Raw genomic sequence first — 26,292 nt, forward strand, 5'->3', positions numbered from 1 at the left:
CGCCTGGACACAAGATTATCAGCATGCTTATCTTCTCTTCCCCGATGCGGGCCGTGCCTGCGACGCCGTGCGCAGCACCGGTGGGACTTACCGACGTCTCGTCAGTTTCGTCTCCCGGGGACCGGCGGGGTAGCCGCCGCGGCGGCTCGCCAGGATGATTGCGAGCGCTGCCGCCGTCGGGACGGCTGCGGCTAAGGGCACCCACAGCGCGCCGACAGTGGTCAGGGCCACGGCGCCATATCCGGCGCCGACGGCGATGCCCAGTTGAATGGTCACCACGGTCAAGCCGTTCGCGGCGTCCTTGTGCTCTCCGCCGGCGCGAAGGATAGCTGCCTGGTTGTAGATGCCGATGGCCCCGAAGGCGGTTCCCCACACGGTCACCAGCACAAGCTCACCCACCCACGTGCCGCCAAGCAGCGGCAAGAGGCCGAAGGCCAGCACCAGCAGGGCGACCGCGGAAATCAGGGAGCGCCGCGGATGGGAATCGGCGGTGAGGCCGGCGATCCAGATCCCCACGAGGCTGGCAGCCCCCACCACGGACAACGAAATGCTCGTGAAGGCATCCGGCAGTCCGGAGACGTGGAGGAACGGCGCTATGTAGGTGAAGAGCGTGAAGTGGCCCAAAAGCAAGAGTGGCCACGCTGTGGCCACGGCGATCACGCCGGGCAGCTTCAGGGCTCCGCGGAGGGTCGGCGTCGCATGGCCGTCCTCGTCGGGGGCTGCGGGGAGTACCCAAATGGCCAGCAAAGCGAGAACCGCGCCGACTCCGGCCAGGATCAGGAAGGAGGCGCGCCAGGTGAGGACCGAGCCCATGAGCGTGCCGATCGGAGCGCCGACGGCGAGCGCGATGCTGTTACCGCTGAAGACCATGGCCATTGCTCTTCCTACTGAGTGCGCCGGGACGATCCTGGCAACGTAGGGGGCCATGCTTGACCACAGCATCCCGTGGGCCACGCCTCCGAGGAGCCTCGCGGCAACTGCCAATCCCAGGCTCGGGCTCGACGCCAACAGGACATTGCTGAGTGCGAACGCGAGCACGGTGCCGATCAACAACGCCTTGCGGGGAACCCGTCCACCAAGCAGCCTGGACAACGGAAGCGCCGTGAAGACGATAACTGCCGCATAGGCGGCAGTCAGGGAACCCACGGCCGATTCGTCTACTCCCAGGTCCCGGCTGATCTGGGGCAGCAGCCCGGACGGGAGGAGTTCCGTAGTCACCGCTGTGAAGCCCGCTGCCGCGAGGATCAGGAGACCGCCCCACGGGAACACCGGGGCTGACGCAGGAGCGGCCGTCGCCGCTGTTTCGGGTATAGCTACGTCGCGCATCAAAAAGTTCTTCCTCGTCATCCATGCTCAGTTAGCTGCGGACGCAGAAGTTCTCGTCATTTCTGCCCACGTCCACCACGCTACGCATGTCGGGCGACTGGAGGCAGTGTCTGTCAGACACCCCCAGCGGATGTGTCAAGGGCCCGACGGCGGTTGTCCCGTACCCTTGAAGGGTGACCCTTTCTGCGATGAACGACTTTGCCGTATCCGCTTTGGTGGGTGCAGGACCGGTGCAGCCGCATATGTCCGCGCTCCTGCCCGACTGGTTGAACCCCCAGATCTTCCTGGCCGACCCCGCCTTGGCGCCATGGGTAGTCCTTCTCGTGTGCGGCATCGTGTTCGCCGAGACGGGACTCCTGGTGGGCTTCTTCCTGCCCGGCGACTCGATGCTTTTCACCGCTGGGCTCCTCGTCGCCACGGATACCATCAAATTCAACATCTGGGCACTCGCGGCCCTCATCATCGTGTCCGCGATCCTCGGCAACCAAAGTGGCTACCTCATCGGTTCCAAAGCCGGACCGGCCATCTTCAACAAGCCTGATTCCAAGCTGTTCAAGCGGGAAAACGTCGAGAGTGCGCACGCCTTCTTCGAAAAGCACGGCGGCAAGGCCCTGATCCTGGCCCGCTTCGTGCCCATCATCCGCACCTTCGTCCCGGTGATTGTTGGCGTCGCGCAAATGGACAAGCGCAAGTTCTTCATTTTCAACGTCATCGGGGCGGTGCTCTGGGGCGGTGGCGTCACGCTGCTCGGCTACCTGCTCGGCGACAAAGTTCCGTGGGTCCGGGACAACCTCGACATCATCTTCGTGGTCATCGTCCTGATCTCGGTGGTCCCCGTGGCCGTGGAAGTCATCCGCGGCTTGCTGGCCAAGCGCAAGGCAACGAACGGCGGAGCAGAACCCGCCGAAGAATTGGTCGACGGACGCGAAGCCGGAAAGCACGGCGAGCGCTAAGCCCGTTGCTTCAACAGAAGAGGCACCCCGCACTTTGTCTGCGGGGTGCCTCTCTCGTTAATGCTGGCGCAGGTTCTAGCGCAGGGCGTCTACGATCGCCGGGAGCAGCGCCCTGAACGCCTTGCCGCGGTGGCTGATGGCGTTCTTCTCCTCGGAACTCAGCTCCGCGCAACTGCGGTCCAGTCCCTGCGGCTGGAGCACGGGGTCGTAGCCGAATCCACCTGCGCCGCGGGGCTCATGCAAGAGAGTGCCTTCCAGCTGGCCGTACTCGACCACCTCGCGTGCCCCGCCGTCGACGGCGGCCGGTACAGCGAGTGCCGCCGCGCAGACGAACGCGGCTCCCCGGTGCGCGTCGGGGACGTCCGAGAGTTGCGCCAGCAAGAGCTGCAGGTTGGCGGCGTCGTCACCGTGCCGGCCGGACCAGCGGGCCGAGAAGATGCCCGGAGCTCCACCCAGGACGTCCACGGCCAACCCCGAGTCATCGGCAATCGCCACTATTCCCGTGGCTTCAGCCACGGCTCGTGCTTTGAGCAGGGAGTTCTCGGCAAACGTCACGCCGGTCTCGGCAACGTCGGGAGCACCGGCCGCAGCCGCGTCAATCACTTGCGTATCGACGTCGAGTCCCGGTACCTGCCCCCTGAGGAGTTCCCTGAGTTCGCGCAGTTTTCCCTTGTTGTGCGTGGCGAGGACGAGCCGCGGCGCAGTCGCCCCGCTCACGGGGCCTCGGCCAGGGTCTCACGCTGGATGGCTGCCAACTCGCCCGTGCCGATAAGGGCAAGGTCCAGCAAGGCATTCAGTTCATCGCGGTCGAAGGGGGCTCCCTCGGCGGTGCCCTGGACTTCCACGAACTTGCCGGAGCCCGTGACCACCACGTTCATGTCGGTTTCGGCGCGCACGTCCTCGACATAGGGCAGGTCCAGCATCGGGATACCGTCGATGATTCCCACCGAAACGGCAGCGATGGTGTCGATCAGCGGCTGTGCGTTCTTGGCGATCATCTTGTTCTCACGGGCGAAGCGGATCGCTTCGGCGAGCGCCACGTAGGCCCCGGTGATCGCGGCGGTGCGGGTGCCGCCGTCGGCCTGCAGGACATCGCAGTCCAGGACGATCGTGTTCTCGCCCAGGGCCTTGGTGTCGATGATGGAACGCAGCGAGCGGCCGATCAGGCGCGAAATTTCGTGGGTGCGTCCGCCGATCCTGCCCTTGACGGACTCACGGTCGGAACGCGTGTTCGTGGCCCGCGGCAGCATGGCGTATTCGGCCGTGACCCAGCCGCGGCCTTCGCCCTTGAGCCAGCGCGGAACGCCCTCGGTCAGGGAAGCCGTGCACAGCACCCGGGTGTTGCCGAATTCGATCAGGGCCGAACCTTCGGCCTGCTTGGACCAACCGCGGGTGATGCTGATGGGACGGAGTTGATCGGGTGTGCGGCCGTCGGCACGGATGACGGGGACAGATGTGGCTTCGGAAGTCATACTGCAAGCTTAGCGATCCCCCGGCCTCCGCTGGACTGCGGGTTCAGACGGTGTAGTGGACTCCGGCAACCGCGACGGCGACATCGCCGGCGAACTCGGGCCGCGCCTCGGCCATGACCTTGGTCTGCGATGTCCAGACCGGGATGTGGGTCAACAGGAGGCGTCGGGCTCCGGCGGCTGTCGCTGCCTGGCCCGCGCGCTTGCCGGTCAAGTGCACATCCTTGATGTCGTCGTCGCGCCCTTCTTCGAAGGCGGCCTCGCAGAGGAAGAGATCGGCGTTGCGGGCCGCGTCCTCAAGGCCCTGGCACGAGTCTGTGTCCCCCGAGTACGTGAGGACCCTGCTGACCGCTTTGCCTTCTTTGTCCGGCTCGGTGACCTCGACGCGCAAAGCGTAGGCCTCTTCCACCGGGTGGTTCACGGCATACGGGGTCACGATGAAGGGCCCGAGCTGCACGGATTGCCGTTCGCTCCAGTTGCTGAAGTCGAATTCCTCGTGCATTCCGGGGTCCAGCTCAAGGCCGTAGGCGGTGGCCATGCGGTCGGCCGTCGCGGCGGGACCCCAGACTGGGATCCTGTCCCGTCCCCAACCGCCCGGCTTCCAGCGGACCGCTACGTGCAGTCCGCAGAGGTCCATGCAATGGTCCGGGTGCAGGTGGGTCAGGAAGATAGCGTCGATGTCTTCGAGGTCCGTGTACCGCTGGATGGCCCCGAGGGCGCCGCTGCCGAGGTCCATGACGATCTTCCACTGGCGTTCACCGTCGTGCGCGGTCAGCAGATAGCACGACGCCGGAGAGCCGGGACCAGGGAAGGAACCCGTGCAGCCAACAATGGTCAGTTTCACTGGATGCGGCCTCCGCGGGCCGCGCCGAATTCGTTCACTGTGAAGGCTGCGGGGTCAACGAAATTGGACGTCCTCGCATGATGGCCGCCCGCGCGGGCGGCCTCCAACATTTCCGGGGTGATGCGGGCGAGGCTTCCGGTCGGGTACTGGGCGGCCACATGGTCCACGTGGCGCACGGACAGGACCTCCGGGCCGAGGAAACGGCGCGCCAGGGTCTCAAACTGGACGGCGTCGCCGGTGGCCATGAAGTCGTGCCGGGGCAAGCCGGCATCGGTCCGCTGGATCCCGTGGGTGGCCAAGGCGCGGTAAACGTCTTTGGCGGTCTCTTCGGCACTCGACACAAGAGTGACGTCGTCCCCCATGACGTAGGAGATCACGCCAGTAAGCAAGGGATAGTGCGTGCAGCCGAGCACCACGGTGTCCACGCCGGCTTCCCTGAGCGGTTCCAGGTATTCGTGGGCCGCGGCCAGCAGCTCGGGGCCGGTCGTAATGCCGGCCTCCACGAAACTCACGAATTCGGGGCAGGCTACCGAGGTGATGCTGAGGTCCGGGGCTGCGGCAAAGGTGTCCTCGTAAGCGCGGGAACCCACTGTGGCCGATGTCCCGATCACGCCGATCCTGCCGGATCTCGTCGCGGCCACCGCCCGGCGGACTGCGGGTTGGATGACCTCGATGACGGGAATCCCGTAGCGGGCCGTGTAGCGTTCGCGGGCATCGCGCAAGACGGCGGCCGAGGCCGAGTTGCAGGCGATGGTCAGGAGTTTCACGCCGGAGTCCACGAGCTCGTCCATGACGCCGAGGGCATTGGCCCGGACTTCGGCGATGGGGAGCGGCCCGTAGGGTCCGTTGGCTGTGTCTCCCACGTAGATGATCGACTCATGGGGCAATTGGTCGATGATGGACCGTGCCACGGTGAGTCCGCCGACTCCGGAATCGAAGACACCGATGGGGCGTGATCCCAGCAAGGGGTTGGGTGCTGTGCTGTTCAGTGTTTCCGGCGTGCGCTGGGATTCCAACGCCGCTGCGGCGCTCTCCCCATCCGATACCGCGTCCGATGCTGAGTTCATGATTCTTAGAGAATAAGCCAAGGCATGTGCTGCAGCGACGACATGTGGCGGGGGCCTCGTGTCTGTTTTGTCACACGGACGCCCACAAGCCCCACTCAGGGCTTCCGGTCCATCGAGGCCATCATGGCCTGGACCAACGATTCCTGGAGCCACGTGGTGAAGTTGTAGACGAGCGCCAGGTAGCTCTCCACGTCTTCGGCCTGGGACCAGTCCTGCATGGCATGGACATGGTCGGCATCCGCTTCGTCGCGGATATCGAGGCGCTCCGCCAGCACCAAACGAACATCGTTGAGGGCCATGGACCAGAGCTTCGCCTCCTCCGGGGTGAGGACGAGCTCGTTGCGGTCCAGGCCCATGGCAGCGGCTCGAAGGGCGCCGATTTTTCCTTCCCGCAGCGAGCGCTCGGTGAGCTGGCGGAACTCGAGGGACGCGGCGTCGTCATTCTTCATGACGTTCGGCAAGAGCCGCAAAAGGGCGCGATCGGACGGTTCCTTGACGTTCATATCCAGGCCGATCAAAGCCGTCAGGGGATCTTCGTTGCTGGACAGCTCCGGTTCCAGCATCGAAATGACATCATCCACGAGTCCGCGCAGGAGTTCGCGCTCGGCGGGCTCAAGATAGCCGGTGATGCCCTTGAGTCCGTACTTGAAAGCCTTAGCCACGTGCGCCGCCCTTGCGTCCCCGGCCGTCGCCGCTGCTGCTTGCCTTTTCAACCGTTGCCCACAGACCGTAGCCGTGCATGGCAACCGCGTGCTGCTCCACTTGTTCCTTGCCTCCGTGCGCCACGATGGAACGGCCCTTCTTGTGGACCTCGAGCATGAGTTTGTTAGATTTGGCCTCGGAATAGCCGAAGTAGCTCTGGAACACGTAGCTCACATAGCTCATGAGATTGACGGGGTCGTTCCAGACCACCAGGTTCCAAGGGATATCAGCAGCACTGAGAAGGTCGGTGGAGGACTGCTCCGAGATGTCCGTCCGTTCTTCTCCCTTTAAGCCTGCGTCTGTCACTGTGCAGGTGGCTGCATAAATGCCGGGGGCGACGGTAGTGGTCATCTGTCCATTCTAATGGTGATGGATGGGCGAGCTAATGACGGGCCCACACCGCCGAGGGCCCCGCGTTGAGCGAAGCGAGACGTGGGAGGCGGTGGGTGGGCCCACACCGCCGAGGGCCCCGCGTTGAGCGAAGCGAGACGTGGGAGGCGGTGGGGACTAGAGTGAATTCGTGAGTAGATCCGTCGCCTGGGACCACCCCCGCACGTCGTTGTATACCGATCACTACGAGCTGACAATGCTGGAAGCCGCCCTCCATTCGGGCGCGGCGCACCGGCGCTCGGTCTTCGAGGCCTTCGCCCGCCGCCTGCCCGACGGCCGCCGCTACGGCATCGTCGCCGGCACCGGCCGGCTGCTTGAGGGAATCAAGGACTTCCGTTTCGGCGATGCCGAGCTCGCGTTCCTCGATCAGCACAAAGTCGTTGACAGGCAAACACTGGACTTCCTCGCCGACTACAGGTTTTCCGGCGACATCTGGGGCTATCCGGAGGGCGAGGCCTACTTCCCCGGCTCGCCCATCCTGATCGTCGAATCAACGTTCGCGGAAGCCTGCATCCTGGAAACGTACATCTTGTCCGTGCTCAACCATGACACCGCGATTGCTTCTGCTGCTTCCCGGATGACCAGCGCGGCCGGCAACCGGCCTTGCATCGAGATGGGCTCCCGGCGCACCCAGGAGGAGTCCGCGACGGCGGCAGCCCGCGCCGCGGTCATCGCCGGTTTCGGCAGCACCTCCAACCTTGAAGCCGGACGCCGTTACGGCATCAAGACCGTGGGCACGGCCGCCCACTCGTTCACTCTCCTGCACGACACCGAGCGCGAGGCCTTCGAAGCCCAGATCGCCGCCTTCGGACCGGAAACCACGCTCCTGGTGGACACGTACGACGTCGAGGTCGGGGTACGGACCGCGGTGGAACTCGCGGGTGACAAACTCGGGGCCGTCCGGCTGGACTCCGGAGACCTCGTGGCCCAAGCCCAATGGGTCCGCGAGCTGCTGGACAACCTCGGCAACATCAACACCCGGATCGTCGTCACCTCGGATCTCGATGAATACGCGATCGCGGCCCTGCAATCGGCCCCGGTGGATGTGTACGGCGTGGGCACCTCGCTGGTCACAGGATCGGGAGCGCCCACCGCCAGCATGGTCTACAAGCTCGTCAGCCGGACCAACGATGCCGGGGAATTCGTTCCCGTGGCCAAGGTAGCCAAGAACAAGGCCAGCGTGGGCGGCCGCAAATACGCCCTGCGCAAGCTCAACGAACTCGGCATCGCAACCCAGGAGATCGTAGGCATCGGACATCGCCCGGAAGACGATGGCAACGACCGCCAGTTGCTCCAGCAGTTCATCAAGAACGGTGAACTGCTCCCGGGATGGACCGGACACGAGGGCGTAGTCCGGGCACAGGAACGCCACGCTGCCACCATGGCCGAATTGCCTCCGGTAGTGCGCAGGCTGCAGCGCGGTGAGCCGGCAATCCCCACCGTCTATGAGGAGGACTGAATGTCCCGTGCCCTGATTATCGTGGACGTCCAGAACGATTTCTGCGAAGGCGGCTCCCTCGCCGTGGAAGGTGGCGCCGCCACGGCAGCTGCTATCAGCGAATACCTGGACGCGAACCATCAGCACTTCGACCACGTCGTGGCTACACAGGACTGGCACGTGGACCCGGGCAGCCATTTTTCGGAAACTCCGGACTTCGTGGACAGTTGGCCGCCGCATTGCCGCGCCGGGAGCAAGGGCGCCGAGCTCCACCCGGATCTCGACGCCGAATACGTCCAGGCCTATTTCCGCAAGGGACAGTACACGGCCGCCTACTCGGGATTCGAAGGAGTCCTGGCGCCCGAAGACGAAGTGCCCATGGGCGAACTCGCACCCGGTGCAGTCCCCTCCGTCGAGCTGGACGAGGACGCCCTCGGGCTCGATGACTGGCTGCAGAGCCACGGAGTGGAAGAAGTCGTCGTGGTGGGAATCGCGACCGACTACTGCGTCAGGGCCACCGCGCTGGACGCCGTGCAGGCGGGCTACTCGGTGACGGTGATCGGTGAACTCACCGCCGGAATCGCGGAAGATCTTGACGAGACCTACGCGGAACTGGAAGAAAACGGCGTCGAGCTGGGGCAGCGCTAAGGGCAGGAGCCCTGCCAAGCAGTTCTACTTCCGTCCAATGAACCAATCCTGGAGCTTGCGCAGCCGCGACTGCAATTGCTCCTCGTTCGCCTGCGCGACTGCCGGTCCGCCACACACTTCGCGCAACTTGTTGTGGACGACGCCGTGCGGGGTGCCGGTACGGGCCGACCAGGCCGCGACGTTTTTTGCGAGCTCATTGCGCAGGTCCATCAGCATGCGGTGGTCCGGGACCGCGGGTGACGCAGCGGCAGCCAACGGAGATTGGCGTTTCTTCCTCGACTGCTGGTCATGCTGCCGCTGCCGGAGCAAGGTTCCCACTTGTTCGGCGTCGAGCAGCCCGGGGATCCCGAGGAAATCAAGTTCGTCCTCGGAGCCGATATCGGCTCCTGTACCGAATTCGCCGCCGTCGAACAGCACCCTGTCAAAGGATGCCTGCGAATCGAGGGCCTCGAATTTGCCCTTCTCCAGGGAGTCCGAGGCCTTCTCTTCGCGGTTGGCCTCAGCCATCAGGTTCTCTTCGGGGTTGAAGAGGCCGTCCGGATCTTCCTTCTCCGGCCGGTCCAGCGCGTGGTCCCGCTCGGCTTCCATGGAGTTGGCCAAGGCCATGAGGGGTGGCACGGAGGGCAGGAAGACCGACGCCGTTTCCCCGCGTTTGCGGGCACGGACGAAGCGGCCCACGGCCTGGGCGAAGAACAGCGGCGTGGAGGTGGACGTCGCGTAGACGCCGACCGAAAGCCTGGGGACGTCGACGCCTTCGGACACCATGCGGACGGCCACCATCCAGCGCTTGTCGCTGGCGGTGAACTCCTCGATCTTGTGCGAAGCCTTGGAATCATCGGACAGGATCACGGTGGGCGACTGACCCGTGATCTTCTTGAGCTGACCGGCGTAGGCGCGGGCGTCGTCGTGATCCGTGGCAATCACCAGACCGCCGGCGTCGGGCACGGTGCGCCGCACTTCACTGAGGCGCTTGTCAGCGGCAGCAAGCACGGCGGGGATCCATTCGCCGCTGGGGTTCAGCGCGGTCCGCCACGCCTGGGAGGTGATGTCCTTGGTCACGGCGGCCTCGCCGAGGGAAGCCGCCATTTCGTCTCCCCCGCTGGTGCGCCAACGCATCTGGCCCGAATACGCCATGAACAGCACGGGACGGACGACGTGGTCCCTCAAGGCATTGCCGTAACCGTAGGTGTAGTCCGCTTTCGAGCGGCGGATGCCGTCACGGTCTTCGGCGTATTCCACGAAGGGGATGGGTGAGGTGTCGGAACGGAAAGGCGTTCCTGTGAGGGCCAGGCGCCGAGCCGCTGGATCGAATGCCTCGCGCAATCCGTCGCCCCAGGACAACGCCTCGCCACCGTGGTGGATTTCGTCGAGGATGACCAGCGTGCGGGCTGCCTCGGTCTTGGCCCGGTGGAGCATGGGCTTGCTGGCCACCTGCGCATACGTCACTGCGACGCCGACGAACCCCCTGCCGTGCTGGCCGTCCGCATTCTTGAAGTTCGGATCGATGGCAATGCCCACCCTGGCGGCGGCGTCCGCCCACTGCCGTTTCAGGTGGTCGGTAGGGGCGACGATCGTCACGCGGTTCACGGTTCCGCTGTCAAGGAGCATGGACGCAATCCGCAGGGCGAAGGTGGTCTTACCCGCGCCCGGCGTTGCCACGGCGAGGAAATCGCGCGGGCTCGCGTTCAAGTACAGGTCCAGCGCTTCCTGCTGCCAGGCGCGCAGCTTCGGGGCGGTTCCCCAGGCCGCGCGTTCCGGATAGGCCGGAGGCAGCGCCGGGCCGCCGAAGAGTGTTTCAGTCACGCGGGTTCCCCCCGACCAGCAACGATTCCAAGCAAGGCCGCTGCAGCCAGCGAAACCCAAATAACCACAAAAAACACCAATCTGTTCCGGATGCGCCGAATCACGCAGGGCAGCACACAGGCAGGGGAAAGCGCTCCCCCGCCTACTACCAGGAAATACCCGACTACTGGGGCTTACTCGCTACTTGGAGCCGCCCGAGCCGCCTTTGTCTCCGCCGTCGTTACCTGGGCGAAGTCCTTCATAGATTTCTTTGCACTCGGGGCAGACCGGGAACTTCTGCGGGTCCCGGCCAGGGGTCCACACTTTACCGCACAGCGCAATCACGGGTTCGCCCGTCAGGGCGGACTCCATGATCTTTTCCTTGCGGACATAGTGCGAGAAACGCTCCCGGTCACCGGGTTCCACTTCTTGGCGCAATTCCTCGCGCTCAATGGTTGCAGTGGAAGTTCCGGCTCCGGAAAGCTCGCGCATGGGATCGTTTTCGAATGGGTCCGGAGGCAGCGTCGTCATGCCATCCATCTTAGCCGCTGCAGCTTCGCGATCAGATGCACCGTGTCAGATGCTCTGCCATTTCGGCTTGTTGTCATAGGTGTGGCGATAGTAGTCGGCGAGCTTGAGCGAGGACGCCGCAGCCTCATCGATCAAGATGGTGGCGTGCTGGTGCATCTGCAGCACTGATGCCGCGCAAATGGCCGCAACCGGCCCCTCGACGAAGTCCCTGACGGCCTGGGCTTTCTGGGCACCCGTAGCGATCAGGACCACGTGCCGGGCATCCATGATGGTTCCCAAACCCTGTGTGACCACGTGGTGGGGAACATCGTCGATGCTCTTGAAGAACCGTGCGTTGTCCTTGCGGGTCTGCTCGATCAGCGTCTTGATCCGGGTCCGCGAAGCGAGCGATGAGCCGGGCTCGTTGAATCCAATATGGCCGTCGGTGCCCACGCCGAGGATCTGCAAGTCAACGCCGCCGAGTTCGCGCATGGAGTCCTCGTACGCTTGGCAGGCCGCGGGAAGGTCGGCCGCGGTACCGTCCGGGCTGTGGACGTTGGAGGGGTCGATGTTGACGCGGTCCGTGAATTCACGGCGGATGACTTCACGGTACGACTCCGGATGGCCAGGCTCGAGCCCCACGTATTCGTCAAGGGCGAAGGCGTGTGCCTGGCTGAAGTCGAGGCCCCTTTCCTGATGGCGGCGCGCCAATTCGTCGTAGACAGGGAGCGGAGAGGACCCTGTGGCCAGGCCCAGGACGGCATTCGGCTTTCGGAGGAGCAGCGCCTCGATGGCATCCGCGGCAAGCGCCCCGATCTGCTTGCTTCCCGGAAGGATGACAACTTCCATCGTCCACGACCTTTCTAGCTGTGTTTCCCGGATCGACTGGTTCAAACTCGAGGTTATCCCATGTCCCATAACTTGTCATTGTCGTTCATGGAATCAACGGTTGACGCTCAATTGCGCGAAGAGCTCCGGCCCGCGCCGGTCAAGCCATCGGCCGCCGATCCGGACACCCGCAACGAACAATGCCGCTCCGAGAACCGTACCAATTGCCAGATTGATCCATCCCCACAGTGGATCGCCCGTGACCGACTGGACAATCACCAGGACAAGCTCCGGAAGGACGAGGAGGAACAAGACTGCCATTCCCCCGAACTGGACCGCCAGTGTCTGGGCAACGTTTCCCGGCGGCTTCTTGAACGGGCTGTCACCGGGCAACGGCACGGTGGACGTGTACCGTGCCGACACGATGGAGGCCAGGCCCAGGCCGGTGAACAGCACACCGAGGGAAAGACCCAGGACACCGGGCAACCAACCCCAGTCGCCGGTCAGGAAAAAGGGCCCGACGGCGAAGATCAACACCACCGGGAGGGCCAATGCCAGGCAGGCCAAGGCCCGGCCGAGCCGGTCGTGAATGCCGCGGACCCCGGTGGCCAGATGCAAGGCAAAGGCGGTGTTGTCGTAGGAGACATCCGCGGAAATAGACCATGCGAGCACAAAGGCGGCCATGGGTCCCAGAATCACCAGCATGGAGTAGCTTCCGGACTGCGCTGACTGGAACAGGAAAATCATGGGCAACAACGGGACCACCATCAGCGAAGCTGCGTAGCGCGGATCGCGGACCCAGTAGCTGAGGGAGCGTGCGGCAATGGCACCGGTGGGAGTTGCCGGCAGCAGTCCGAACAAGCCAAGTTTGCCGCCGCGTTTCCTTGATCCACCCGAATATGGCGGAGTGACCAGCGCCCGCTTGAGCAACGCATTCCAGGCGGCAAACAACACGAGGAGAGTGGCGAGGCCGATCAATGTCTTCAAGCCGGCTGCGGCGATATCTCCGGACGCCAGATCCCCGCCAAGCGACCAGGAAGCTCCGAGTGGAGTCCAGGAGACCGTCCGGGCAAGTTCCGGGAGATAGCCCGTGGAACCGGATACTCCCCTGAAGACGCCAGCTACGATCGGTCCCATCAGCACGAGTGGCACAAAGACCACAATGCTGCTCACGTCTTTGAAACGACGGGAGGCCGCGAGGCTGGCAGTCGCCGTCGTGATGACTTTCGACAGGACCACGCAGCTCAGCACGCCCAGCACGGCACCCAGCAGGGCGCCGAGCGCCGCCGGCACGCTGCGCCACCATGTGGCCGCAGTGAACAGGGCCACAATCGTCGTGGACAAGCCCGGCAATCCGATGAATCCGGCGAGGGTAAGCCCGGCCAGCAGCTGGCGCATGGGAATCGCCGACGTCGTGAAGCGGGAAGGGTCAAGCGTCATATCGGCGGCCGAGGCCATCAGGGGAACGATTGCCCAGGCAAGGATCGCGGCGGCGCCACCGAGGACGACGGCGGTGTGGGCCGTCTCGGCGTCGGCCCACCGCAGGGCGACGAGCGTCACCACGAGGGTCGCGACGACCCCCAGCGCATAGAGCCCTCCGATCGCGATTCCCACAAGCTGGCCGGGGCTGCGCCGAAAGCCGTTCAGCAGGAGCCGCCACTTCAGGCTCAGAAGGTGCGCAACCATTCCAGGCCCCCCGTCTGGTTTCCGCCGCCCACGAGCTGCACAAAGCGGTCCTCGAGCGTGGCGCCATCGCGGACCTCGTCGACGGTACCGGCGGCGAGGACCCTGCCGGCAGCCACGACGGCTACGTGGTCGCACATGCGCTGCACAAGGTCCATGACGTGGCTCGAGACGATGACCGTCCCTCCCGAGGCCACATAGTTGTCAAGAATTCCCCTGATATTGGCTGCCGAGACGGGATCCACGGACTCAAAGGGCTCGTCCAGCACCAGCAGCCTGGGCGCATGGATGAGCGCCGACGCGAGGGCAATCTTCTTCGTCATGCCGGCGGAGTAGTCCACCACGAGGGTGCCGGCGTCGGCGCTGAGATCCAGGGCGGCCATCAACTCTCCCACCCTTTGGGCAACGACGTCCCTGTCCATGCCGCGGAGCAAGCCGGCGTAAGTAACAAGCTGCTCACCCGTCAAGCGGTCGAAGAGGCGGACGCCGTCGGGCAGTATCCCCATCAGCTTCTTGGCTTCGAGCGGCTTCGTCCACACATCCACGCCGTGGATGTAGGCCGTCCCGAAATCCGGCCGCAAGAGGCCGGTGGCCATGGACAATGTGGTGGTCTTGCCCGCCCCATTGGGACCAACGACGCCGTAGAAGGAGCCGGCCGGGACGTCCAGGCTGATGCCGTCGACGGCGATTTTGCCGCCGAAGCGTTTCGCCAGTCCGCGCAGGGCCAAGGCGGGCACCGGGGATGTGGGAGGGGAACCGGGAAGCTGGACAGTCATGCAGTCAGCCTAGCCCCGGGGGCCGTGCCAGGGGTCGTCCCGGAGGGGGAACTACGGGGCGCCTTTACGGATCCGCCTCATCCCAAAGGACTAGCTCCTAGAAGCTGTGCCGTGGAACCGCGCGCTGATACTGCGGCGCCCAATCCAAGGGGAAGCCGAGTTCAAATGCCGCGCGGAGCCACCAGTGCGGATCGCGGAGGGCTGCCCGTGCCATGAATACACCGTCGGCTTGGCCCGTAGCTACAGTGTGTTCGGCCTGTCCTGAGGATGTCAGGAATCCGACGGCTCCGGTGGGAACTCCCGCTTCGCGCCGGATCTGTTCGGAGAATCCCGTCTGGTATCCCGGGCCGGCCTTGATCCGCTGGTGGGCCACCGCACCCCCGCTGGAGACGTCCACCAAGTCCACGCCGCGCTCGGCCGCGGCCCTCGCGAGACGCACCGAGGCGTCAATGTCGATGCCGCCCTCGGCCCAATCACTGGCGGAAATCCGCAGCAGCAACGGCATCGAATCCGGAATGACCGCACGGACGGCGTCAACGACCTCAAGCATCAAGCGGTTTCGTGCCGCCTCGCTGCCTCCCCAGGAATCCTCGCGCTTATTGATGAGCGGGCTTTGGAATTGGTGCAGGAGGTAGCCATGCGCGCCGTGGATCTCCACCGTGTCGAACCCGGCGTCCACAGCCCGTCCGGCCGCCGCGGCGAAATCCGAAATCACGGCGTGGATATCCGCCTCGCTCATGGCGAGAGGAGCTGCAAGCCCGGCGAAGGCCTCAACTCCGGGGCCGCGGGTAACCCACCCGCCGTCGGACTCCGCTACGGATCCGCTCTCTTCGGCGAAAGGCCAATAGGTGGAAGCCTTGCGGCCGGCGTGCGCCAGTTGGACGCCGATCTTGCCGCCCACCGCACTGTTGCGGTGGACGAAGTCCACAATCCGCTCCCAGGCGCCCGCTTGCTCGTCCGTGTACAGTCCGGCGTCCCGCGGGCTGATCCGCCCCTCCGGGCTGACGGCCGACGCCTCGGTGAGGATGAGCGCCGCGCCGCCCGTGGCAAACGCTCCAAGATGCACCAGGTGCCAATCGTTCGGCACGCCGCCCCCGCCGTCGGGCGAGCAGCTGTATTGGCACATCGGGGAAACCCAGCCGCGATGCGGCAACGTCAAGGAGCGCAATTGAAGCGGACTGAACAACGCCGGCTGCGTCATTAGAAGAGGACCCGCGCCAGACCTTGCCGGGCCTTGGCAACGCGTTGGTCCGCAATGCCGACGACGTCGAACAGCTCCAGCAGGCGCACACGAGCCGTCTCGCGCTCGGGCCCGAAGTTGCGGCCAATGAATGCGATGATGCGGTTGAACGCGTCCTCGATGTGTCCGCCCGAGATGTCGAGGTCGGCCACTGTGAGCTGTACTTCGATATCGTCCGGCTCCTCCGCCGCACGCTGACGCATGGCTTCGGCATCCGTTGCCGTCAGGAGCTCAATCCTGCCCATGAGTTCCACCTGGGCAAGTCCGGCCTTCGCCTCGGCGTCAGCCGGTTTCTCGGCCAGCGCCTGGCGGTAGGCACTGGCGGCGGCGGCGTAATCCCCCGCTTCAATGGCGTCGAAGGCTGCCTGGTGCAGCGGCGGCAAAGGAGGGGCCTCCGCAGCAGCGGGGCCAGCACCGATGCTGCCCGTTACGCCGTTGGCTTCGGCCACCTTGAGGAGTTCATCGATGAGGGCACGGATTTCCTGGTCCGACGCGGGCCCCTCGAAGAGCGGCACGGGCTGGCCCTTCAGGACCGCGACGGCGGTAGGGACAGCCTGGACCTGAAATGCCTGCGCAAGCTGCGGGAACGCGTCCACGTCCGCCGCGGCCAGCACCACTTTGCCGGCGTAGCTTTCGACGACGCCTTCGAGGCTATGAAGGAGGGTCGAGGCCTCCAAGGAGCGATTGGACCACAAGAGGAAAAGGACGGGAATCTGCGCGGAGAGCTGGACGAGGTCCTGGAAATTGGCCTCGGTGGCATCTACGCGAAGGGGCTGGCCGCTTCCCGGGCTTCCGCCGGAGGCAGCCGGGGCACCGCTCGGTGCCGCCGGCGCAGGGCGCCGCAATGCAGAGAGGTCGACGGCGCCGCGCAGGTTGAGCTGGCTGGCAGCGGCTGGAGAGACGGGACGGGATCCTGGCGAACTCATACCGTCCACTCTAGCCGCTGCGCCGACAGCATTTGCCTACTGGAAGCTGGCTCCCACCAGGCCGCGGACCGCGGCAACGAGCTTCATGGGAGCGGTCGAGCCTGCCGGCGGAATGTAAACGGCTACCGACTCCGAGAAGGTCTGCACAAGGCCGACTTTCGTGGAATCCCCGCCCGCGAGCACTGCCGCGGCTTTGTCCACGGTCAGCGTGTCTCCATCCGACTTGGGTTTGCTGGTGAAATCGAAGTTCAGCTTTCCCACCACCACGGCGCCGCCGTCGGAGGTGCGGAACACTGCCGTATCCGTCGGAGAGGGCGTGTGCGTGAAGGTGAAATTGCCGTTGGTACCGGACTTGACCGTGCTCGCCTGGTAGTCAAGGACATCGGCTATGTAGGGCGAGTTGGTGCCTTCCACGAGCTTGTCCTTGAATGCCGAATCGGCCTTGGTCAAGCGATCGCCCAGGGCTGCCATCGCCTCGGTCCCGCTGTACTGCAGCCCGGACTTGTCTCCGGCCGCCAACTGCGCGGTTCCGCCCAAGGGGATCGCCGGGAAGGACGTTCCCGGCTGAAGCGGGGAAGTGCTCTTCAGCTTGTAGTTCTCCCGCGGCGAGGCCTGCACGAGGGTAAGGACCTGGGGAACCACGTTGCCATCGCCCTGGGTCAGGGCGATCACAGTGCGGGGCCAGGTTCGCTGGTTGGAGATGACGCTGCCCAGCAACTTGCTGGACCGGACGGGCATCCGCGCCTCGTGAGTAGCAACCTGGGACCGTATTTTATAGTTCTGCGTGCGCACCTGCAGTTCCGCGCCGTCAACCCTGGGAGCAAGTTTGGAGGCATCGCGTGCGGCATCTCCGGCCGCCACGGCGCCGGCGACCTGGTCCAGGATGCGCTTGAGCTGCGCGTCCACCAAGACGGGGACGTTCTGCGCTCCGGCGGTCCCCGCGGGGCTCGGCGTCGCGGATCCGGAGGGAGAAGGAGTCTCGGCCGCTTGGGCACCTGCCGCGGTGCCGCCGACGAGGGCCGTCACAACAGCTGCGGCTACAAGCGAAATACGAAGTGCGGGACCCGCGGCTGTGCCTTTGTTGGTGTCCTGGGCGGGTGCGTCCCCGGCAGGTGTGTCCTCGCCCAGGGGGTCCTTGTCGGTTTCATCGGCGGTGCCTTTGCTGGCGGCCTCCGGGGAGTTTCCGGTGGTTACGCCGCCCCGCGGACCGTTGGGGCGGCCGCCCCGGCCCTTGGTGAACTTGCTGACGAACGGCAACGCCGCACCCGCGACAATGAGGATCGCGCCAATGACGATGAGCGGTACGGCCCACGGCATGGTGGCATCATTGGCGAATGTAATGGAGACCGACGACGGCGCCGGCTTGGTTCCGTCGCTCGCCAGAAGGAGGGACCAGTTGCCGCTCGCGGGAGGGGTGAAGGTGTACTCCAGCTGTCCGTCGGCGTTCTCCGTTTGGACCCACAAGTCCGATCCGGCAGGAGAGGGGGCGTTTGCTTCGCCGTCGGTGCCTGCAAGCTGGAGGGACTTGCCGTCCTCGGAGACGCCGTTGATGGTGTTGTGGGCGGTCTTACCGACCCACGCATCGACGTCATCCGGACGTCCCACAGCCAACACGAACTTGCCGTCGCCCTTGACGCTGATCTGTCTCGGACCGCCCTTGTGGGTCAACACGTCTTGGGTGATCACCGTCAGCGGAGCGGCTTTGGAGTCGCCAGGGGCGGACGCGGTTACGGTCTCGGCCGGGGCCCAAAAGGTCAGCTGGCCAATGCCGGCCAACAGTGTCAGCAGGCCAAGCAGCACCAGCGAAACTGCAGTCTTCAATCGCACAGGAATACCAATCATCAGCGGTCGTTGAACTTCAAGGGTAACGGTTTTGTTACCAAGGAGTCAGTTCGGGGTCCTCCCAGAGGGCTTCCCGCCGGAGGGCTTACCCTCTAGAATTCGGCAATTCCGGCCTGCTGATAGTGTGGCGAACAACATGACATCGGGCACCCCTCGAGCCTGACCGCGGAACGAAAAGGCAGCTGAAACACGTGAAAGAGCGCAAGGATCCCACACCCGCCGAACAAGGGCCCGGCACCAGCCCGGGTGGCTTGGATGATGGGTCTGCCCAAGACGGCAGGGATCACGGCGAGGGCCTGATGGCGTCCTTCGTGCGCCGCCTCCGCCAGCCCATTCCCGGCGCCCAACCGCGGGTCCGTTTCGAAATGCCTCCCGAACTTGAGCACGATGCAACCGCCGAACCCGCCTTGGATGAATCCGACGGCCCGCGCTTCGGTTCCCCTGGCCCGAGGATGTCCGCGCAACACCCGCTGTATGTCGGCTTCATGGGCACGGCCGGCGTAGGCGTCGCCCTCATGCTGTACTACATCGGCACCAACACCGCCCAACTGCTGTTGTGGATCGTGACGGCCTTGTTCATTGCCTTGGGACTTGACCCTGTGGTCCGCGGGCTCGAAGAGCGCAAGGTGCCGCGCCCGGCCGGCGTCGTCATCGCCGTCGGGGTCCTCGTTGCCGGAGTGGCGGCGTTTTTCGCCACCCTGATCCCCACCATCGTGGAACAGGTCTCACAGATCGTCCGGCAGGCTCCGGACTGGATCCGGGGCTTCGTGGATTCGGATTTCTTCCGCTCCCTGGACAGCCAATTCGGCGTCCGCGACAAGATCAGCCAGGAACTCGACAAGTTCGTCAAGAACCCGGACGCCATGGGCGGTATCTTCGGCGGCGTCGTCGGCTTCGGATCCACGGTGGCCAACGGGGTCTTCGGGACGCTGATCGTCCTGGTCCTCAGCCTCTACTTCCTCGGTGCCCTGCCTGCCATGAAGAGATGGGGATACAGGCTCGCACCACGGTCGCGCAGGCCCCGGGTGGAAGCGCTATCCGAAGAAATCACGCGCTCGGTGGGCAACTACGTGATCGGCCAGGTCTGTGTTGCCTTGCTCAACGCGCTGTTCGCGTTCATCGTCATGAGCATCCTGGGCATTCCGTTCAGCGTCCTGTTGGCGTTCGTGGTTGCCCTGCTTGCCTTCATCCCCTTGGTAGGCGGGCTGATTGCCGCTGTGGTGGTCATCCTGGTGGCTTTGACCGCCGGCTGGCAGACCGCCGTGATCTACGCCATCTGCTACTTCGCCTATCTGCAGTTCGAGGCCTACTTCATCTCTCCGCGCATCATGCAGAAGGCAGTTGCCGTCCCGGGTGCTGTCGCCGTGATCTCGGTGATCGCGGGCGGCAGCCTGCTGGGCGTGCTCGGTGCATTGATCGCCATCCCGACGGCCGCAGCCATCATGCTGCTGATCAAGGAAGTCTTCATCGTCCGCCAGGACCGCCACTGAGCGGTGGCTGTTAAACCGTAGCCATTAGGCCGTGGCCACTGGGCCTGCCCACTGGCGAGGCAAGCCATGGGGTCCTGCACCGGCTTCCGTCACGTCGTCCACAATCTCGTCCAAAACCCGGGCAGCGTACTTCTCGCCGACCCACAAGTGCTTGGCGCCGTCGATCCCCACCACCCGGGCCTGGGGCACCAAACTGAATCGTTCCGCGGCCTCGGCGGGCTGAAGATAGTCGTCGTGTTCCGGAACCAGGACCGTCAGCGGCTTTCCCGAAGCAGCCCATTCCTTCAAATGCACGTCCGTTGCACGGTGCAGCGGCGGAGACAGCAGGACGGCGCCCTCCACTTGGGAAGCCACCGGTTCCACCGCACCGTACATCAAGGCCAGCTCGGTGCCGAAGGACCAGCCCACCAACCAGCGGTTCGGAAGCCCGCGCTCCACAGCGAAGCGAACAGCAGCCTCGACGTCGTACCGCTCGCCGATGCCCTCGTCGAAGTGCCCCTGGCTGGTACCCCGGGGCGAATGCGTTCCCCGCGTGTTGAAGCGCAGAACCGCGACGCCGGCCAGCGCCGGAAGCCGATAGGACGCCTTCCGGTAGACGTGCGAATCCATGAATCCGCCGTGCGTTGGCAGGGGGTGCAGGGTAATAAGGGTCGCCGAGATCTCGCCGGATTCCGGCAGCGCCAGCTCACCCACAAGCAACTTGCCGTCTTCGGTGCGGAATTCCACGTTTTCGCGGTGCGCCGGCAAAACGGTGGATGCCCTGATGTCCGTGGCAGACTCCGGCTGGCTGAAAACGAGGGAAGCGGGATCGAAACTCATGCTTCCAAGCTTAAGCGCTCAGCGGTATCTGTAGGTCCGGCCGGTCCAGCAGTTGTTGTGCCAGTGGCGGCGCTCCGCCAGGCCCGCGGCATCGCCGAAGAGGTGCGTCTCGGACCACACCACCAGGTGGGCGATGCCAGGCACGATGGCCATCGAACAGCCGGGACATATATACGTCTTCTCGGCATTGCGTGCGGTCATGGTCCGGACCATCCAGTCGCCGTCGGGGGCGCTTTCCCGGCGGGCGATGCCCGAGCGGGCACGTTCCAGGTCCAGTTCCGGCGACTCGCCTGTCCGTTTCCAGCTTGCCTTGGCTGATTCGGTGCGTCGGGGGCGGTTGGAGCGGGGCATGACTCCATTCTGCCCCAGTCGCTAGTTGCGCGGGGCAGGGGATGCGGCAGAGGAAGTAAAGTGGAGCGGGTGCGACTCGTCATAGCCCGTTGTTCCGTAGATTACGTTGGCCGCCTCAAGGCCCACCTCCCCCTTGCCACCCGGCTTTTGCTCGTCAAATCCGATGGTTCGGTGCTGGTCCACTCCGACGGCGGCTCCTACAAGCCGCTGAACTGGATGAGCCCGCCCGCAACCCTCCGGGTGACGACGCCGGAAGAGACCGAGGTGGAAGAAGGCGTGGTGGAGCAGTGGACCGTGCAGTCGGCCAAGACCGATGACCGGCTCATCATCAACATCTACGAGCAACTCCATGACACGTCCCACGACCTCGGAACGGACCCCGGGCTCATCAAGGACGGCGTCGAGGCCGACCTTCAGCGACTGCTCGCCGAGCAGATCGAAACACTTGGTGCCGGCTATTCGCTCATCCGGCGCGAGTACTTCACTGCCATCGGTCCGGTGGACATCCTCGCCCGCGACGGCGACGGCAGGACGGTCGCCGTCGAACTCAAACGGCGCGGCGACATCGACGGCGTCGAGCAGCTCACGCGGTACCTCGAACTTCTCAATCGCGATCCGCTGCTGGCCCCGGTGCGGGGCATTTTCGCCGCCCAGCAGATCAAGCCGCAGGCGAAGGTCCTTGCCAACGACCGCGGAATCGACTGCGTCACCCTGGACTATGACGCGATGCGGGGCGTGGACGACAGCGAGTCCCGCTTGTTCTAGCGGTCCGGGCCCTCATGCAGGGTAAACCGGGCCAAGCGCGGGCCCCGGCAACTAGAATCAAAACATGACTGTCCCAGACCGGCCTGTATCTTCTTCTGCGCCTGTGCGCCACCTGATCACCGGAACCATCGTCAGCGACGGTGCGGTGATCGAAGATGGCCTGGTGGCGGTGGAAGACGACCGCATCGCCTTCGCCGGGCCGGCCGCCGAATTCCACGAAGCAGCCTTCGAGGGGTTCGAGGAAACTCCCCGGACCGATTTCCCCGCTGAACGGTATATCGTTCCCGGGTTCGTGGATGTGCACTGCCATGGCGGCAATGGAGGCGACTTCCCCGGGGCTGATGAATCGTCGGCGCGCAAGGCCATCGATTTCCTGCACCGCTCCGGAACCACCACGCTCCTCGCCAGCATGGTCACGGCGCCCCGGGAGGACCTGCTCCGCGGCATCGAGCTTTTCGTGCGCCTGGCCGATGAAGGACTCGTAGCGGGAATCCACCTTGAGGGGCCTTTCCTCTCGCACGCGCGATGCGGTGCCCAGAACCCTGCTTATTTGCTGGAGCCGGACCTGGACCTCATGACGGAGCTGGTTGAAGCCGCTGCAGGCAAGCTCGCAACCATGACTTATGCCCCCGAGCTTCCGGGCGCCGCTGCACTCGTGGACCTGATGACGTTCCACGGAGTAACGCCGTCTCTTGGCCACACGGATTGCGACGACGCGACGGCGGCAGCCTCCCTCACTGCGGCGCGCGAGGGCCTGGAATCCGCCGGTTTCGACGGCGTCAGCTCTCTGCCCACCGTCACGCACTTGTTCAATGGCATGCCTCCCATGCACCACCGCTCCCCCGGCCCCGTGGCCGCCTCCCTTCGGACGGCCCAGGAAGGTAAGGCCGTGGTGGAACTGATTGCGGACGGCACGCACCTGGACCCAAGCACGGTCGCAACCGTCTTTCAGCTGGTAGGCGCAGCAAACGTTGTCCTCGTGACCGATTCGATGGCGGCGGCGGGACTCTCCGACGGAAACTACATGCTTGGCCCCTCCCCCGTGACCGTGACGGACGGCGTCGCTACCTTGGATGCCACGGGATCCATCGCGGGTGGCACCGCCACCATGCTCGACGTCGTCAGGCGCACGGTTGCGGCCGGCGTCGGGCTCGCCGACGCGGTTGCCTCGGCCACGGCGGTTCCCGCCGCGGTCCTGGGGCTCTCCGATGAACTTGGCGGCCTTCGCAGGGGCTTGCGGGCCGATCTCGTCGTCGTGGACAAGGAGCTTCAACTCGCTGGCGTATTGCGCAATGGTGATTGGCTCGCCTAGGCCGAATTGGCGGGCTCCCCATGGCGGATCCAGTGGCCGGCGCGCTTTCTTCCGTTACCTTCTTTTTACTTAAAATTTGTCGGAATTCCCCAGCAGACCGTTGACCTCCACTATCCGCCATGAAAGTGTTGTAGCAGTCTTTGTGTAGGTGTGATTCATGCTCGCAAGACGTGTTGCGAGCGTGAAGCTCCTGCGAAGCCAACCAGGCCTTGCTTGGACGGAATACCAGGTCTTCTCGCGGAGTAACCAAGGCCGGCACGCGGTGTGCCGGACTTAATAGTTCCACAATGAGGAGAAACAAAAATGGCACTGGGCACCGTCAAGTGGTTCAACGCTGAAAAGGGCTTCGGCTTCATTACCCCGGACGACGCTGAAGGCGACGTCTTTGTCCACTACTCCGAGATCCAGACCGGCGGATTCCGCACCCTCGACGAGAACCAGCGTGTTCAGTTCGAGATCGGTCAGGGCGCAAAGGGCCCGCAGGCCACCGGCGTAACCGCCGTCTAGTTTGACTGCCTGAATTCTGCTTGGCAGGTTCAGGGAAGGGGTTCCGCACAGGCTGCGGGACCCCTTTTCCTTTTCAGGCGACCAGGGTGCGGAGAAGCCTGGCAGTTTGGCGAACGGATAGCCCCGGCAAATATGCGCGGCTTAGCGCGGCGCCGATCGCGGGAATCTCCAGGCTGTCCTGATAGTACATATACAAAGTCCTGTACTCCGGCTGGAACCTCGATTTGAAGCGGGCCAATGAGCGGAATCCGTAAACGGGTTCCAGGGTCCTGCCCACGAGGTCGAGAATGCCCGCCAGGCCGGCTTCCCCGCTGGAGAATTCCTCGGTCTCGCCGGCAAGAGGAGAGCCCGACAAAGAAATGACCTCCACTCCCTGCCGCAACTCGTGCACTGCCGAGGCAATCATGAATTCCATGAGGCCAGGAAAGGCATCGCTTCGCCGACGCATGAAATCCAAGGTCCAGCTGATCACCCGCCCGTCACGAAACACCGGCAGCCAACTGGTGACCCCAAAGACAAACCCTTTGCGGTCGACGGCGATGCAGCACAGCACTTCATCGTCCATCAGCTCGTCGAGGGAACCCAAGGTAAAGCCCATTTCGGGTACTTTTTTCCTGGCGGCCCACTCTTCCGACACTTCGCCGAGTTGGGAGCGTACGTGTTGCGGAAACTCCGAATAGCGCCCCCACCGGGCTTCAACGCCGGCCTTTAGCGCGCGGTTCTTTGCTGTACGGACGTTTTGCCACGCTTTGCCCGTGAACTCAAGGTCACGGATGGAGAGCCGGGTTTCCTGGGCGACCGCAATTCGGCGAAATCCCGCGGATTGCAGCATCGGCCACAATTCCTCGGTGCAGGAATAGAGGCACGGCACCAATGCATGGTGCGCACAGTAGTCCAGGAACCCCTCGGTCGCGGCAGGGGCTTGTGCGGGATCACCGAACGGTCCGGCAAGGGTCAGTGCCACGTTTCCGTGCTGCTGGTAGGCAATTCCAGCGTCCATTCCGGGAGTGAACCAGAACTTGTTCGGCTCCCATAGCGCCATCCACGAAAGCGACTCCCCGCCGCGTTTGACCAAAGCCTTGGCCGCCAGGCGGGCCGGATCGTCGCCGCCGGGCCCGTGCTGCCGTTTCAGGAGCAGCGTCCACACCGCTGCCATGGCCACGAGCCAGAAAGTGATCCCGGACCACGCGAACAATATCGACTCGGCGGCGCTACGTTCCGCGAACACTCGACCGAAGGCCGTGGGTATGGGCAAGGGAAGATACTGCCGGGCGAGTTCCGCAATGAGGCCGAGGATGCCGCCGTCGTGCGCCATACCGCCCGAGCCGAGCCAGGCCCCGGTGTAGCCACTCGCCAAGATGAGCCACGTACCGCCAACCAGCCATGCCATTTTCCGGCGGAGCGGCGCCCTGGAGCCCACCACAAAGTTGCCCCGGAAAAGGAAGAGCAGGACCGCCAGGACAAGGGGAACCAGGGCGAGGGTCAGAATGTGGAACACCGCGGAGCCCATGACTACCGTACGGCCCCGCCCTGGAAAATGCGGAATGCTGGCAAACAACACCAGATAGGCAAAGGACAAAGCCACCACACCGAGTTGCACGGCGATGGCGATTTTCAATGCCAAACGCCTTCCTTGGCGCATGCCCACCGCGCAGATCAGGAGAAGCAACGCGGGCACCACCGCGAGGGCCACGCCGGCGGGCCCGGGATAGCCCTGGCGTCCAAGCTCAAGGCAGCTGATGTCCACGGTTCCACCGCAGTTCGCCTGTAACTGGTTGAGCGTCGGGACCGGGTTCAGGACCATTTCGCGGAGCAACGCGAGCGGCCCCGCGGGGCTCCTCACCGCGCCCGCCACCAAGGGCCCGACGCCGAAAATCGCCACCATGAGGGACAACAGGTTTCGGGTTTCACGCCTGGTCGCCCGGTGGCTCGGTTGAATCCCGTGGTCGAGCTGGAGCCACAGGCCCGCCCCCAGTCCGAGCACGGCTCCGGCCAGGGCCATGACGGCTGAGGGGTCGCCGACGTACAGGACCAAGAGGAGCGCCAAGGACACAGCGGTCGCCCTCAGGCGCCTGCGCCACAGGGTCGGGAGAAGGCCGCTGGCCGCCATCGAGACGAAGAGGGTTGCCGGAAGCGGCCCGGAAGTCCTGGCGTCCATCATCCGCCCCAGCCAGCCGTCGTCGGCGTAGGCTGCCAACTGGACCACCAACAGAAAAGCGGTGACCGTGGCAAACTGTCCGCCAAAGAAGCCCGCCGCCGTGCGGAACCACCCCAGCTTGCGCTCTGCAGAGCCCAACAGCACGACAAACAACAACGAGCTCATCACGTAATCGAGGGGGTTGGCTGCAAAGAACATCGACGTCCAGATGGACCACCAGTCCCCCGACTTCAATCCTCCGCCGCTCACGCTTGAAAGGTGCCGCAAGACGTCGGGGCCGTACCCGAGATCTGAGTCGAAGATCGCGGGAGTGAGAAGGTACAGGGCGAGCACAATCACGGTGAAAGGGATTGCCCCGATGTGGGCAGCCACGTTGCCCAGGATGGCCCGGGCAAGCGTTGCCACCATCTTCCGGGCGGGTTTGCCTTCTTCGGGATCAGTCGTCTGGTCCTTGGATAACCGGGCT

Annotated in this window: 25 protein-coding genes; 7 read left to right on the forward strand and 18 right to left on the reverse strand. The window is 64.7% G+C overall.

The genetic code is table 11. From position 1 onward, the window contains the following. Window positions 1–87: 87 nt before the first annotated feature. A complete protein-coding gene (locus QRN51_RS01815; protein WP_284988393.1) occupies window positions 88–1,326 on the reverse strand; it encodes an MFS transporter in 1,239 nt (412 codons plus the stop codon). A 188-nt stretch (window positions 1,327–1,514) separates the two neighbouring features. Between QRN51_RS01815 and QRN51_RS01820 the strand changes: the two genes are divergently transcribed. Further along, complete coding sequence (locus tag QRN51_RS01820) at window positions 1,515–2,279, forward strand: VTT domain-containing protein (RefSeq protein WP_284988485.1); 765 nt, start codon at window positions 1,515–1,517, stop codon at window positions 2,277–2,279. A 75-nt stretch (window positions 2,280–2,354) separates the two neighbouring features. Here QRN51_RS01820 and rdgB read toward each other — a convergent pair whose 3' ends face one another. The 6 genes from rdgB to clpS all read right to left on the reverse strand — a co-directional run bounded on the left by rdgB (window position 2,355) and on the right by clpS (window position 6,712). After that, on the reverse strand, window positions 2,355–2,996 hold the full coding sequence (gene rdgB, locus QRN51_RS01825; RefSeq protein WP_284988394.1) for an RdgB/HAM1 family non-canonical purine NTP pyrophosphatase: 642 nt from the start codon (window positions 2,994–2,996) through the stop codon (window positions 2,355–2,357). Next, window positions 2,993–3,751, reverse strand: coding sequence for a ribonuclease PH (gene rph, locus QRN51_RS01830; RefSeq protein WP_078108499.1), 759 nt, complete (start codon window positions 3,749–3,751; stop codon window positions 2,993–2,995). The genes rdgB and rph overlap by 4 nt, the downstream gene beginning before the upstream one ends. A 43-nt stretch (window positions 3,752–3,794) precedes the next feature. After that, complete coding sequence (locus QRN51_RS01835) at window positions 3,795–4,592, reverse strand: MBL fold metallo-hydrolase (RefSeq protein WP_284988395.1); 798 nt, start codon at window positions 4,590–4,592, stop codon at window positions 3,795–3,797. After that, complete coding sequence (gene murI, locus QRN51_RS01840) at window positions 4,589–5,659, reverse strand: glutamate racemase (protein ID WP_284988396.1); 1,071 nt, start codon at window positions 5,657–5,659, stop codon at window positions 4,589–4,591. The genes QRN51_RS01835 and murI overlap by 4 nt, the downstream gene beginning before the upstream one ends. 95 nt (window positions 5,660–5,754) lie before the next feature. Continuing rightward, complete coding sequence (locus tag QRN51_RS01845) at window positions 5,755–6,321, reverse strand: DUF2017 domain-containing protein (protein ID WP_284988397.1); 567 nt, start codon at window positions 6,319–6,321, stop codon at window positions 5,755–5,757. After that, window positions 6,314–6,712, reverse strand: coding sequence for an ATP-dependent Clp protease adapter ClpS (gene clpS, locus QRN51_RS01850; RefSeq protein WP_059387623.1), 399 nt, complete (start codon window positions 6,710–6,712; stop codon window positions 6,314–6,316). The genes QRN51_RS01845 and clpS overlap by 8 nt, the downstream gene beginning before the upstream one ends. A gap of 169 nt (window positions 6,713–6,881) precedes the next feature. Here clpS and QRN51_RS01855 point away from each other — a divergent pair, with 169 nt between their 5' ends. Both QRN51_RS01855 and QRN51_RS01860 read left to right on the forward strand, forming a co-directional pair. Next, window positions 6,882–8,210, forward strand: a complete 1,329-nt coding sequence (locus QRN51_RS01855; protein ID WP_284988398.1) for a nicotinate phosphoribosyltransferase — start codon at window positions 6,882–6,884, stop codon at window positions 8,208–8,210. After that, window positions 8,211–8,837, forward strand: coding sequence for an isochorismatase family protein (locus QRN51_RS01860; protein ID WP_059390254.1), 627 nt, complete (start codon window positions 8,211–8,213; stop codon window positions 8,835–8,837). A gap of 24 nt (window positions 8,838–8,861) precedes the next feature. Here QRN51_RS01860 and QRN51_RS01865 read toward each other — a convergent pair whose 3' ends face one another. The 8 genes from QRN51_RS01865 to QRN51_RS01900 form a co-directional block, all read right to left on the reverse strand. After that, a complete protein-coding gene (locus QRN51_RS01865; protein ID WP_284988399.1) occupies window positions 8,862–10,640 on the reverse strand; it encodes a DEAD/DEAH box helicase in 1,779 nt (592 codons plus the stop codon). A 180-nt stretch (window positions 10,641–10,820) separates the two neighbouring features. Then, a complete protein-coding gene (locus QRN51_RS01870; RefSeq protein WP_059387622.1) occupies window positions 10,821–11,159 on the reverse strand; it encodes a DUF3039 domain-containing protein in 339 nt (112 codons plus the stop codon). Window positions 11,160–11,195: 36 nt separating this feature from the next. Next, entirely contained in the window at window positions 11,196–11,978 is a 783-nt protein-coding gene (gene nagB, locus QRN51_RS01875; RefSeq protein ID WP_059387621.1) for a glucosamine-6-phosphate deaminase, read from the reverse strand. A 93-nt stretch (window positions 11,979–12,071) separates the two neighbouring features. After that, window positions 12,072–13,643 (reverse strand): ABC transporter permease family protein, encoded by a 1,572-nt coding sequence (locus QRN51_RS01880; protein WP_284988400.1) that lies wholly within the window; start codon window positions 13,641–13,643, stop codon window positions 12,072–12,074. After that, window positions 13,625–14,416 carry an ABC transporter ATP-binding protein gene (locus QRN51_RS01885; RefSeq protein ID WP_284988401.1) on the reverse strand — a complete coding sequence of 264 codons (792 nt, stop codon included), beginning with the start codon at window positions 14,414–14,416 and terminating at the stop codon, window positions 13,625–13,627. The genes QRN51_RS01880 and QRN51_RS01885 overlap by 19 nt, the downstream gene beginning before the upstream one ends. Before the next feature lie 97 nt (window positions 14,417–14,513). Beyond that, window positions 14,514–15,617, reverse strand: a complete 1,104-nt coding sequence (locus QRN51_RS01890) for an NADH:flavin oxidoreductase/NADH oxidase (protein ID WP_284988402.1) — start codon at window positions 15,615–15,617, stop codon at window positions 14,514–14,516. After that, complete coding sequence (locus QRN51_RS01895; protein WP_284988403.1) at window positions 15,617–16,582, reverse strand: tetratricopeptide repeat protein; 966 nt, start codon at window positions 16,580–16,582, stop codon at window positions 15,617–15,619. Before QRN51_RS01895 ends, QRN51_RS01890 begins: the two co-directional genes overlap by 1 nt. 36 nt (window positions 16,583–16,618) lie before the next feature. Continuing rightward, complete coding sequence (locus QRN51_RS01900) at window positions 16,619–18,424, reverse strand: DUF8094 domain-containing protein (RefSeq protein ID WP_284988404.1); 1,806 nt, start codon at window positions 18,422–18,424, stop codon at window positions 16,619–16,621. 299 nt (window positions 18,425–18,723) lie between these two features. On the opposite strand from QRN51_RS01900, the gene QRN51_RS01905 reads away from it, so the two are divergent. Next, on the forward strand, window positions 18,724–19,914 hold the full coding sequence (locus QRN51_RS01905) for an AI-2E family transporter (protein WP_284988486.1): 1,191 nt from the start codon (window positions 18,724–18,726) through the stop codon (window positions 19,912–19,914). A gap of 24 nt (window positions 19,915–19,938) precedes the next feature. On the opposite strand, the gene QRN51_RS01910 is transcribed toward QRN51_RS01905, so the two are convergent. Both QRN51_RS01910 and QRN51_RS01915 read right to left on the reverse strand, forming a co-directional pair. Further along, on the reverse strand, window positions 19,939–20,733 hold the full coding sequence (locus QRN51_RS01910) for an alpha/beta hydrolase (RefSeq protein ID WP_059387619.1): 795 nt from the start codon (window positions 20,731–20,733) through the stop codon (window positions 19,939–19,941). A gap of 18 nt (window positions 20,734–20,751) precedes the next feature. Beyond that, window positions 20,752–21,084 carry an Rv1322 family protein gene (locus QRN51_RS01915; protein WP_236811708.1) on the reverse strand — a complete coding sequence of 111 codons (333 nt, stop codon included), beginning with the start codon at window positions 21,082–21,084 and terminating at the stop codon, window positions 20,752–20,754. Window positions 21,085–21,153: 69 nt separating this feature from the next. Between QRN51_RS01915 and nucS the strand changes: the two genes are divergently transcribed. The 3 genes from nucS (at window position 21,154) to QRN51_RS01930 (ending at window position 23,668) form a co-directional block, all read left to right on the forward strand. Beyond that, window positions 21,154–21,849, forward strand: coding sequence for an endonuclease NucS (gene nucS, locus QRN51_RS01920; protein WP_284988405.1), 696 nt, complete (start codon window positions 21,154–21,156; stop codon window positions 21,847–21,849). A gap of 64 nt (window positions 21,850–21,913) precedes the next feature. After that, window positions 21,914–23,161, forward strand: coding sequence for an N-acetylglucosamine-6-phosphate deacetylase (nagA, locus tag QRN51_RS01925; RefSeq protein ID WP_284984682.1), 1,248 nt, complete (start codon window positions 21,914–21,916; stop codon window positions 23,159–23,161). 303 nt (window positions 23,162–23,464) lie between these two features. Further along, complete coding sequence (locus tag QRN51_RS01930; protein ID WP_028264741.1) at window positions 23,465–23,668, forward strand: cold-shock protein; 204 nt, start codon at window positions 23,465–23,467, stop codon at window positions 23,666–23,668. Window positions 23,669–23,741: 73 nt separating this feature from the next. Here QRN51_RS01930 and QRN51_RS01935 read toward each other — a convergent pair whose 3' ends face one another. Continuing rightward, entirely contained in the window at window positions 23,742–26,234 is a 2,493-nt protein-coding gene (locus tag QRN51_RS01935; RefSeq protein WP_284988487.1) for a bifunctional lysylphosphatidylglycerol flippase/synthetase MprF, read from the reverse strand. Window positions 26,235–26,292 lie beyond the last annotated feature (58 nt).

It is taken from the genome of Arthrobacter sp. efr-133-TYG-120 (assembly GCF_030209785.1).
Lineage (GTDB): Bacteria > Actinomycetota > Actinomycetes > Actinomycetales > Micrococcaceae > Arthrobacter.